Annotated in this window: 10 protein-coding genes and 1 pseudogene; 4 read left to right on the top strand and 7 right to left on the bottom strand. The window is 29.9% G+C overall.

What is annotated here, in order from left to right; genetic code table 11:
• The 4 genes and pseudogenes from SOR60_RS01490 to rbr all read right to left on the bottom strand — a co-directional run.
• Positions 1 to 170, bottom strand: a pseudogene (locus SOR60_RS01490) (IS256 family transposase); the annotation flags it as partial.
• 202 nt (positions 171 to 372) lie between these two features.
• Positions 373 to 1,530 carry a mannitol dehydrogenase family protein gene (locus SOR60_RS01485; protein ID WP_320595016.1) on the bottom strand — a complete coding sequence of 386 codons (1,158 nt, stop codon included), beginning with the start codon at positions 1,528 to 1,530 and terminating at the stop codon, positions 373 to 375.
• Positions 1,531 to 1,532: 2 nt separating this feature from the next.
• Positions 1,533 to 3,440: a PTS mannitol transporter subunit IICBA gene (locus SOR60_RS01480; RefSeq protein ID WP_176269542.1), complete on the bottom strand. Its 1,908-nt coding sequence runs from the start codon at positions 3,438 to 3,440 to the stop codon at positions 1,533 to 1,535.
• Between the two features lie 128 nt (positions 3,441 to 3,568).
• Positions 3,569 to 4,162, bottom strand: a complete 594-nt coding sequence (gene rbr / locus SOR60_RS01475) for a rubrerythrin (protein ID WP_154539585.1) — start codon at positions 4,160 to 4,162, stop codon at positions 3,569 to 3,571.
• A 216-nt stretch (positions 4,163 to 4,378) separates the two neighbouring features.
• On the opposite strand from rbr, the gene SOR60_RS01470 reads away from it, so the two are divergent.
• Complete coding sequence (locus tag SOR60_RS01470) at positions 4,379 to 5,653, top strand: glucose-6-phosphate isomerase (RefSeq protein WP_154539587.1); 1,275 nt, start codon at positions 4,379 to 4,381, stop codon at positions 5,651 to 5,653.
• A 472-nt stretch (positions 5,654 to 6,125) separates the two neighbouring features.
• Here SOR60_RS01470 and SOR60_RS01465 read toward each other — a convergent pair whose 3' ends face one another.
• Positions 6,126 to 6,914: a hypothetical protein gene (locus SOR60_RS01465; protein ID WP_320595015.1), complete on the bottom strand. Its 789-nt coding sequence runs from the start codon at positions 6,912 to 6,914 to the stop codon at positions 6,126 to 6,128.
• Between the two features lie 90 nt (positions 6,915 to 7,004).
• On the opposite strand from SOR60_RS01465, the gene SOR60_RS01460 reads away from it, so the two are divergent.
• Positions 7,005 to 7,196, top strand: coding sequence for a DUF4368 domain-containing protein (locus tag SOR60_RS01460; RefSeq protein ID WP_320595017.1), 192 nt, complete (start codon positions 7,005 to 7,007; stop codon positions 7,194 to 7,196).
• Positions 7,197 to 7,497: 301 nt separating this feature from the next.
• Here SOR60_RS01460 and SOR60_RS01455 read toward each other — a convergent pair whose 3' ends face one another.
• Positions 7,498 to 8,148, bottom strand: a complete 651-nt coding sequence (locus SOR60_RS01455; RefSeq protein ID WP_154539589.1) for a hypothetical protein — start codon at positions 8,146 to 8,148, stop codon at positions 7,498 to 7,500.
• A 67-nt stretch (positions 8,149 to 8,215) separates the two neighbouring features.
• On the opposite strand from SOR60_RS01455, the gene SOR60_RS01450 reads away from it, so the two are divergent.
• Together SOR60_RS01450 and SOR60_RS01445 are read left to right on the top strand one after the other, a co-directional pair.
• Complete coding sequence (locus SOR60_RS01450) at positions 8,216 to 9,094, top strand: hypothetical protein (protein WP_154539591.1); 879 nt, start codon at positions 8,216 to 8,218, stop codon at positions 9,092 to 9,094.
• A 143-nt stretch (positions 9,095 to 9,237) separates the two neighbouring features.
• Positions 9,238 to 9,810 carry a GNAT family N-acetyltransferase gene (locus SOR60_RS01445; protein ID WP_320595014.1) on the top strand — a complete coding sequence of 191 codons (573 nt, stop codon included), beginning with the start codon at positions 9,238 to 9,240 and terminating at the stop codon, positions 9,808 to 9,810.
• 445 nt (positions 9,811 to 10,255) lie between these two features.
• Here SOR60_RS01445 and SOR60_RS01440 read toward each other — a convergent pair.
• Positions 10,256 to 10,555 (bottom strand): endo-alpha-N-acetylgalactosaminidase family protein (locus SOR60_RS01440; RefSeq protein ID WP_320595013.1); only part of this gene is annotated, 300 nt, incomplete at its 5' end.

Here is a 10,555-nt window from a genome sequence, read left to right as displayed (position 1 = left end):
TATTCATAGTCTAAATGCTCATCTAATTCTGCTTTTAAAAGCTCTTGCATTGTATCGCCTAAAAGATCTTTTAGTGCTTCTTGAATATCTTGTGCACTTTGAGGCTGATATTCTTCAATTAACATTTTTGCTATTTTACTTCTTCTTGTTTCCGGTCTTTTTCTTGGCATAAAAATTCCTCCTGGTTAGTTTTTCTTTACCCTAATCAGGAGGTTTCTATACACAAAACTTTACACAGTCTCAAACGGAATGTCACCTGTTGATTATAGATTACATTCCGCTTAAAATATTATTAAATTATTCCGTGTTTATGGGTTCAGTTCATTTCCTCGTCTTTTTCTAATTAGTTAATTCTACAACTACATCTTTTTTTTAGTCTATTTTTTCATATTCTTCAACTATTTTTTCAAATAGTCCACTTCTTTCGTCTTTTTTGATTTCTGCAAAGTGTTCAATGGCCTTTTCTATGCCATTTTCTTTGATATAATCTTGTATTTCTAATGCTTTTTCATCTTCTTTGTTGTCATATTTGAAGGCATAGGCTATGGCTTTAGCAAGATAATCATATTCTAGATTATTGTCATAGGCTGATATTGCAGGACTTACTAGCCTATCTGTTTTACCTAGCTTTCTTTGTGGATCTCTTGCAACTCTAGCTACTTCATCATGGCTTGCTGTCTTTAGAAATCTATTTAATTTTGATTCTTTGAATTTATCTAACTCTACTTTATCAAATCCATATTTTTTGATTAGTACTTTTGATGATTCTTCCATTAGTTTTTTAACATCCGAAAGAATTTCTTCATCTCCGAAGGCCTCATCCATCATTGTGTAGCCTTTATAGTAACCAAAGTAGGATGTTGCTGCATGAACTCCGTTTACTAGGAAGAGTTTTCTTTCTAGTTCTTCGTCTATGTTTTGGGTGTATTCAGCATCTTTTATTGGTTTTGATGTTGAATCTTTTAGTTTTGTTTGTTCAATTACTGCTTCGAAGTCGTCTGAAATTTCTACTACTGACCTTCCATCTACTGTTTTATTTTGTACAATTCTGTCTGTTACTGTGTTTGGGAAAGTTGCAAGGCTATCTACTTCTTCTTCTGTTAGACTTGTGTTTTGTAGTAGGTGTCCTTTTAAGATATCACTTGCTCTGAAGGCATTTTCAAAGGCCATTATGTCTACTTTTGGTGTAGATGGGTCTTTTTTTTCAAGGCCTTTTGCTATAATCTTTGATGTTGAGTCTAGGTTTTCTACTCTTACTGAGGTTGTTATGATATCAGCTTTTGTAATTGCTTCATAGATTTTTTCAAGATCTTCATCTTTACTTGAGCATAGGGCTGATACATTTTCAAGTTTTATAGCTTTATTTTCATGATCCATTAGTTCTAGACCTACATATCCATCTTCATTGATTTGGTCTACTATTTTGTCAAATACATCTACAAATATGAGTTTGTAACCTGAGTCGTGAATTATTTTTCCAAGTAGCCCACGACCTATGGCCCCTGCTCCAAATTGAATTGCTATCTTCATATTTATTCTTCCTCTCTTGTTAAAATTTCATATATCTCATCTTTATTGGAGTTTTCTACTAAGGAATTTACTATCTCTTCTGTGTTGATATTATTTGCGACATTAGCAAGAATTCCTATATGATCATCACCTTTTCCAGCTATTCCTACTATTAGTTTTACTAATTCTCCGTCCCAGTCTACTCCATTTTTACTTGTTATTACTACAAGACCTGATTTTTTTATCTCTTTTTTAGTTTCATTTGTTCCATGTGGAATGGCAAGACCTATGCCAAAGTGGGTAGGGGCTTCTTTTTCTCTTTGAAGCATACCAGCTTCATAACCCTTATCTACATAGCCTGATTTTTCCAATAATTCTTGAACTCTTTTAATGGCTTCTTCTTTATTTTCAAATGTTTCATCTAAAATTATATTATCCTTTAATAAGATAGTATTTTTCTTTTCTTCTTTCAAGTCAGCTATTTTTTGAGTTTCTTCTTTTACTTCTTCTTTGTTCTCAACTTTTGCTGTACTTTCTGCTTCTTTAAGCCTTTCTACAACTTGATCATATTCTGGAGCTTGCATGAAGTTATTTACTGAAACATGTATTGCATTTGGAACGATTTGTTTTGCACGCTCTGTAAGATCTTTATGGGTTACTACAAGGTCTACATCTTTTGGAAGATTGGCTATAGCTACATTTGTTATATCTATTCCTTCTAATAATCCTGCTTCTTTTAGTTTTTTCTTTAAGATGCTTGCTCCCATGGCTGATGAACCCATTCCTGCATCACAAGCAAATCTTATCTTTGAAATGTTAGCAAATGACTTTTCTTCGTTTACTATTGCTGTTTCTTTTCCAGATTTATTAGCTTTTACATCTCCCTCTGCCTCATCTAAACTTTTTGAGCTTTTAGAAGTTCTTAATATTACTGAACCTATAGCAAAAGAAATGACTGTTGCAACTAGAAATCCTAGGATTGTTGCAAGGTAGGAGCCTTTTGGAGTCATAGCAAGCCAAGCTAGAAAACTTCCTGGTGATGGGCTTGCTACAAGTCCACCATTAAGGAGTTCAAGAGTAAAGGTACCTGAAGCTCCTCCCACTATTGTTGCAAGGATTAGTTTTGGATTCATAAGGATATATGGGAAATATATCTCATGGATTCCACCGAAAACTTGAATTATAGCTGCACCTGCCGCTGATGATTTTTCTCTTTTATTACCAAAGATAGAATAAGCAAGAAGAACTCCTAGTCCTGGTCCTGGATTTGATTCAATCATAAATAGGATTGATTTTCCAGTATCTGCAGCTTGTTCTAATCCTATTGGTGTAAAAATACCATGATTTATGGCGTTATTTAAAAATAGGATTTTTGCTGGCTCTATAAAGATGTGAACTAAAGGCAAAAGTGATCTTTCTAATAAGAAATTTATTCCAGCTGCAAGTAAGCCAGTTAGACCTGATATAAGAGGTGCTACAATTACATATGATAAAAGGGCTAAGCCTAAGGCTAAAAATCCTGCAGAGAAATTGTTTACAAGCATCTCAAAGCCTTCTGGAACATGTCCTTCATAAGCATCTTGAAGCTTTTTAAGTAGCCATCCTCCCAAAGGTCCTAAAAGCATGGCAGCAACCAGCATTTTTTCTTCTCCTGCTGCAGCTATTGCTCCCATTAAAGCTACTACCCCTACTACTCCACCCATTTTAGGATTAATAAGGTTTCCACCTGTATAGGCTATAAGTGCTGGTATAGCATATCTTAGAAGTGGATCTACTATCTTGTTGAAATTTTCATTTGGTAGCCATCCTGCTGGTATGAATAAGGCCGCCATAAATCCCCAAGCAATAAGTGCCGCTATATTTGGCATTACCATGCTTGAAAGGAATGATCCAAAGTTTTGGACTCTAGATCTTATACTTTTTTCTGTCATAGTCTCCTCCTTTATTTATTTATTATAATTATACCCAATAAATAAATTAATAACTTAAAAAAAAACCTGCCTATAGGCAGGTTTTTTAATGAAAGATTCTAATTTTTATTCTTTAAATTCTTTATTAATTAATAATTAAAGTTTGCAACCTCAAAGAAATCTTGTGGATGTTTACAAGCAGGACAAATCTTAGGTGCTTTTTTACCTTCGTAAAGGTATCCACAGTTCCAACATTTCCAAATTACTTTTTCTTCTTTTTCAAATACTGTTCCATTTTCAATATTATCATGAAGTTTTTGATATCTATCTCTATGAGCTGCTTCTACTTTAGCAATATGTTCCCAGCTTCTTGCTATTTCATCAAATCCTTCTTCTCTTGCAATTTTTGCAAATGATGGATACATATCTTCAGCTTCTTCGTTTTCTCCATCGATTGCACCTTGAAGATTTGTTAATGTATCATGGTATACAACTGGAAATGCTGTATAATCTGGGTTTAATTCGATTGCATCAAGTTTAAATTCTTCTTTAAGATATTTATAAAATTGTTTAGCATGAACTTGTTCGTTTCTTGCTGTTTCCTCAAAGATTTGTTGAATTTGAACATATCCTTCTTTTTTAGCGATTTTTGCAGCAATTGTATATCTCATTGTTGCTTGTGATTCACCAGCAAATGATGTAATTAAGTTACTTGCTGTCTTTGTTCCTTTTAATGATGTCATTATATGTACTTCCTTTCTCTTGCGTTACTCAAATACATGTTCTTGTCATCTCTACATTAATTACTATATACCTTTCTTTAAAAATGTCAATAATGATTCTAAAGTTTTAATCATTCTAAAATAATGAAAATTATTATCATTATCAACTACCTTTTCCTTTATTATTTTTTATAATTGCTCATATTTTGGGTATAAATAAAAAAAGGAGGATTTGTAATGAATATAGATTTTACTAATGTTGACCTTACAGGTCTTGACTCTTACAAAGACAAAAGTCTCGATGCATTCAAAACTTTAATCGAGAAAACAGGAGAAGGTAGTGACTTTTTAGGTTGGATTGATAGGCCAGTTGACCTAGATATGCAAGAATATGAAAGAATAAAAAAAGCTAGCAAGAAAATCCAAACTAATTCCGATGTACTTGTAACTATTGGTATAGGAGGATCTTACCTTGGAACAAAAGCTATAGATTATGCTATGGCAGGCTATTTTAGAAGAGAAAATGGTACTCAATTAGTATATGCAGGACATCAACTATCTGGCGAATACCTCTATGACCTACTTGATTTTCTAAAAGAGAAAGAATTTTCTGTAAATGTCATTTCAAAGTCTGGTACTACGACAGAACCAGCTATCGCTTTTAGATTTTTAAAGGAAATGGCCGAAGAAAAATATGGTAAGGAAGAAGCTAAAAATAGGATTTTTGTTACAACCGACAGACAAAAAGGAGCTTTAAAGGATTTAGCTACTAAAGAAGGTTATGAAACTTTTGTTGTACCTGATGATATAGGCGGAAGATTTTCAGTAATTTCGGCAGTAGGTCTTCTTCCTTTATGTGTAGCTGGAGTTGATATAGACAAATTTGTTGATGGTTTTAAAAATGGTCGCAAAAAATATACTATTAATTCATTCGAAGAAAATGATGCTATAAAATATGCAGCTATTAGAAATATGCTTTACGAAAATGGTAAGGATATAGAAGTTTTAGTAAACTATGAACCTAAACTTAAGTATATTTCAGAATGGTGGAAACAATTATTTGCAGAAAGCGAAGGAAAAGATGGCAAGGGACTTTTCCCAGTATCTGTAAATAACACTACAGATCTTCACTCCCTAGGTCAAATGATCCAAGATGGCAAAAGAAATATATTTGAAACAGTTCTTAAGGTTCAAAAACCAGATAAGGATATTACAATTAAAGAGGATTCTGATAACCTAGATGGTCTAAATTATTTAGCAGGAAGAGACCTTTCTTATGTAAATGAAAAGGCCATGGAAGGTACAATCTTAGCCCATATCAAGGGAAATGTTCCAAATATTCTTCTTACTATAGATGATGTATCTGAAGAAAGTTTGGGAGAACTTTTATACTTCTTTGAAGTAGTTGTTGGAGTAAGTGGCTATATGCTTGGAGTTAACCCATTTAACCAACCAGGTGTAGAAGAGTATAAAACCCAAATGTTCAAACTTTTAGGAAAACCAGGATATTAAATAAAAAAATAAGACCTCAAAGACTCTTTGAATTAGAGATTAAATAAAAACTAAATTAGGAAGTCTTTAGGTGGAATGATAAAAGGCTATGGGTTTATGATTCATAGCTTTTTTCTTTGTTATATAATAATTAATATCTTCTAATTACTTGACTAATAGAGGAATGTATAGGAATATGTATAGAAAAGTGAAGGAGAAAAACATGAAAAATCAAGAATTAAAAAGACAAAGCTTTATAGAATATACCTAAGAAAAATCAAAAAATTAAAGACGTACTTTTAGATATGGCTAAAGAACACTCATATGAAATTAAAGAAAGAGGAGACCTTGAAAGAAAAAATAATGATGCAAAAGATTTTCTAGATATACCAATTTGATCTTTAAAGAGAATGCTTAAAGAAGATTATGAACTTGGAAAGATAAATTCTTAAATAAACGAAAAAGGCCATGAACGAATCATAGCCTTGAATTATTACATATCTTTTATAGAAGATTTTATATGTTCTCTTTCTTCGTTTGAAAGATTGTATTTATCAAAAAGCTGTTCATCAATTTCATTAATAGATTTTGTCCAGTCGATATCTGACTCAGAAGTAAAATCTTGAAGTGGAACAAATCTATATACTATTTGAGTAGTGTTTTGAGATGATTTAACCAAAGTAACCATAAATCTCAAGAATTTACTTTCTAAATATTTTTTAAGATTCTGTGCTTCTTCGATTGTTTCAAACTTTCCAATTGGTATTAATGAATCCGTACAGGCAGATTTTTTCTCGCCGATATATGGTTGACCAATCACCTTTTTATCAGTATGAGGTGCTCCAGCAGATTTTGATATGAAAACTTTATATGAGTTAAAAATGTCAACATTCTTCTTTATTTTATCTTCTATGATATACCTTATTTCATTAGCTTTACACCTGAGTTCGCAAGCACCTTTGAACATATAAATTGATGCTACTTTTTCCACAACACTTTGTTTCCCAATAATTCCGAAGGCATTTCTTCCTTTAGTTATTTCAGTTAAAGGACGAAATTCTTCTTTTTTTACTTTTTTTAGGATGCTAAACTGATATTCGTCTGTAAGTATTACATCTATTCCTTTTATAAATAGTTCTCTTTTTTTATGAATACTATTGCCATTTGTATGCTTTATAAAATCTAATTCACCAATATGTTTATTTGATGATATAAAATGGCAAATCCCCCCTTTAATTTCTACAGAATTAAAAATGTCATTAGTATCTTTAGTCAAGTCCATAATATTGTGTAAAATTTACTAGCACAATTTGTATAGTTATTCTATAATATTATACCAGTTTGTACAAACTAATTTTCACATTAATGTGAAATCATTCCTAAAATTTGTAAGGAAGTACATGATATTAAAGAACTTAATCCAGAAATAATTAGAACTTTTGTAGATGAAATTCATGTAGAACAATCAGAAAAAGTTCAAGGAACAAATCTTAAAAGACAACAATTTGGTTTTATTGGAACTTCATCGGTAAAATCGACATATAAAAACCGGCATAAAGGTTAATATCTTCATGCCGATTAAATTTAATGGAATTAATCCCTAATTAAAATCCACAAATGGATCTTATTTTTACTTTCTTGTAAATAAAAGCATAAAAGGAAAAATTCATCTTTATATTAATTAAACACAAAATAAGAATAAATATATAAAAATAGGACTGTTGCACAATGAATCAATCATTTAAAAATCATCACAAACTCCTCCACTATTATTTGACATCCATAAGCGGCAGGCTATTATAAGTTGTCTATAAATAACTTGTAATGATATAACAATAGAAATTCATATTTTTGCAACAGCTCCATCACTTATTTTTGTCAGCATATTTCAAAGCACCACCTAAAATAGCATTAATGAAGTCTCTTGATTCGTAGATTTTATAGTAGCTTAGTTTCTTATCTAAGATAAGTTTAGCTGTATTTTCTTCTATAGTTTGGTTTTCATTTGAAAGTTCTCTTACAAAACTTTTATGAAGATTTTTGTCTTTTGGGTTAAGGGTGTCAAATACATCTATGTAGCAAACATTTTTGACGTCAACTTCTACTTCAAGTCCATCACTTACCTTTTTTATATCTTTTACTGAAACTTTGAGATTTGCATAATTTGCCTTTAAGAATTCTTTTTGTTCAGGCAATTCACTAGAATATGATTCAGATAAGACTTTGTTGATTTTACTAACCTTATCAAAATACTTCTCTTGAGCTTTTATATCTTGTTCTTTTATACTAAGTACGGCCTTATCAATAGACCTTTGAGGAGTATTATAGAATTTTTCATATAGGAAAAATGGAGATATAATAAGTATTCCAATGACTAAAAGCCTAATGATTCCATTTCTTTTATTTTTCTTTTTTCTTATATTTTTTCTTTTGTTCCTATCATGTTTTTGATAGGGAGAAGTTTTTCTTTCTCTTGATTTTTCAGCGAAAATTTCACTTCTTTTTTTCTTAGCCATGATTTATCCTTTTAACAAATAATTTTCTTTTAAATCCCTATTATTATATAATTAAAGTGGTGATACTATGAAAAAACAAAAATTAATAATAGCAGATATATTGGCTCTTATTTTAAGCCTTATCATGATATATTTACCCTTATTTACAAATAAAGAAACTTTTTCCTGGATATATTATTCATATATTACGGCTTATTTTGCATCCATTTTTTCAAATACTAAGGATAGAAAGGTCCTATTCTTTTTCATTCCTCTTATATCTTTAAGTTTTATAAGAGCTTATATAATAGGATTTGACCCTACTAAGCCTAGAATTTTACTTAATAATTTATCTGAAATAATTGCATCTAATTACAAAATAATATTGCATATATTTATATTATATCTAGTAGAAAGGATTTTAACAAAAGTATTTGGAGCCTACTTTACAAAAATATGCGGGATAATATTATTTATCCTTTATTTACTATGCTTTAATACATCTTATCTTAAAGGTTTAAGTCCTTTCAATAAATATATGTTTTTTGGCTTTATATACTTTATCTTTGCAAGAATTAACCCTTCAAAAAAGATAAACCCTTATCTTTACATAATAGCTTTTCTTATCTTTATAATTGAAATTTTTATTATAGATAAGACTAAGATTTTTATAGGATTTTCTATAGGTTTTCTACTCTTAACCTATCTTATTTTAAAGGCTGATATATATGAGATAGGCTTTGAAAAGTACTTTTTAAATTCCCTTTTGTATCTTTTTGTACTTATTAAATTTCTTTTAGAAAATCTTTTATATCTTTCTAATTTAAACCTATATATTTCAGCTACTATAATTTCATTTTTTATAAGCATAATTTTTTACCAATTTAGGATAAAGATTTTTGACTATCTTTTCTTGGGAGTTCACAAAGATAATGCTAAAATAATAAAAAGTAAAAAAAGAGCCTAGTTATTGAATCTTAATTTAGATTTTAAAAAAATTATTCGAAAAAGTATAAAGCTATAAGTATAATCTATGGACTTTTAATGTGCTATTAATTTTTAAATAAATAGCATAAAAGCTTTAATATAATTTAAAAATTGGGGGATATTATGAATCCAGACATAAATATTACTGGTATAAGATTAGAAACAAATTCGCTTATTCTAAGACCTTTTAAAAAAGATGATCTTAAAGATTTTAATGAATATGCAAAAATTCCAGGTGTTGGGGAAATGGCTGGTCGGACTCATCACGAATCTATAGAAGAGTCATCAAAAATTTTAGATATGTTTATTAACGGAAAAAAGACTTTTGCTATAATCAAAAAAGAGACTGGTAAAGTTATAGGTTCATTTGGCATAGAAAAATATAAGGAAGAACTTGTTGGAGAAAAATATAAAAATTTAAAATGTAGAGAAATAGGCTATGTCTTAAGTAAGAATTTTTGGGGTAAGGGCTATATGACAGAAGCAGGTCATGCAATCTTGGAATATTGTTTTGATACTCTAGAACTAGATGCAGTATTTTGTGGATATTTTAAAAAAAATACTCAATCAAAACGTGTAAGTGAGAAGTTAGGTTTTAATTATTTATTAGAGCATTTTTTCTACACTAAATATGGAACTAAGGAGCAAGCAATATTAACTGTAATTCATAATAGCCAACGGAGAAAACAGCTTTAGATATTTTGTTAAAGTGATTAAGAAGACTATAGGAGTGTTGACTAATATTAACTTATCAATTAAATCATCTCTTTTAATTTGAGGAATTTCTTGTTACTCGGGATTATTTATCGTTAAATCTGTGATAAATAATTTAGTATCTTATAAAAATCCTAAAAAAGAATAATATTAAAAAAGTAAGCTATATAATATGTTTTTCTATAGTACATCATTTTATTTCTTATTTTGTTAGTATTTTTTCTTGGCATAAGCTTTATCCTAATTATCTTTTTAGCCTAACTATAAGATTTTTATACATAAATTTTACACAGTCATGTAAAATTAAAAGGGCTATGAATTCAAAGATTCATAGCCCTTTCAATTTGCGTCTAAAGACTCCTTTAATTATTTAATTTATTGAGTCTTTAGATGCTATTTTTTAAAGAGGATTAAAGTATTACTATTATTATTTTCTTTTTTTACTTATAAATAGTCCAAGTATTGCACTAAAAAGACTTGCTAGGGATAGTTTAAGTGAGTCGTGACCTTCTGATCCATATCCTTTTAAAAGAACCATTTGTCCAAGTCCATCCGTATTTAGGTAAACTTTTTTAATCCCATCAAGACTTGTTAAGAATGGATTTTGGGCTTGAGAACCAAAGTTCATGGCTATTCTTTGACCTACTAAGTCTTTTACGTATTCATGACCCATTGGGTTATTCATTATATCCCTATAGGCTATGGCTCCATCTTGCCAGTCGATTTT

The organism is Anaerococcus porci (genome assembly GCF_034090325.1).
In the GTDB taxonomy this organism is placed as follows: Bacteria; Bacillota; Clostridia; order Tissierellales; family Peptoniphilaceae; genus Anaerococcus; species Anaerococcus porci.
This window is presented reverse-complemented; position numbering and strand designations above follow the sequence as displayed.

Excerpts from the sequence above, each read along its gene's own strand:
- SOR60_RS01465 (WP_320595015.1), bottom strand. The coding sequence starts at position 6,914 with ATGGACTTGACTAAAGATACTAATGACATTTTTAATTCTGTAGAAATT.
- SOR60_RS01445 (WP_320595014.1), top strand. The coding sequence starts at position 9,238 with ATGAATCCAGACATAAATATTACTGGTATAAGATTAGAAACAAATTCG.
- rbr (WP_154539585.1), bottom strand. The coding sequence starts at position 4,162 with ATGACATCATTAAAAGGAACAAAGACAGCAAGTAACTTAATTACATCA.
- SOR60_RS01485 (WP_320595016.1), bottom strand. The coding sequence starts at position 1,530 with ATGAAGATAGCAATTCAATTTGGAGCAGGGGCCATAGGTCGTGGGCTA.
- SOR60_RS01450 (WP_154539591.1), top strand. The coding sequence starts at position 8,216 with ATGAAAAAACAAAAATTAATAATAGCAGATATATTGGCTCTTATTTTA.
- SOR60_RS01480 (WP_176269542.1), bottom strand. The coding sequence starts at position 3,440 with ATGACAGAAAAAAGTATAAGATCTAGAGTCCAAAACTTTGGATCATTC.
- SOR60_RS01455 (WP_154539589.1), bottom strand. The coding sequence starts at position 8,148 with ATGGCTAAGAAAAAAAGAAGTGAAATTTTCGCTGAAAAATCAAGAGAA.
- SOR60_RS01470 (WP_154539587.1), top strand. The coding sequence starts at position 4,379 with ATGAATATAGATTTTACTAATGTTGACCTTACAGGTCTTGACTCTTAC.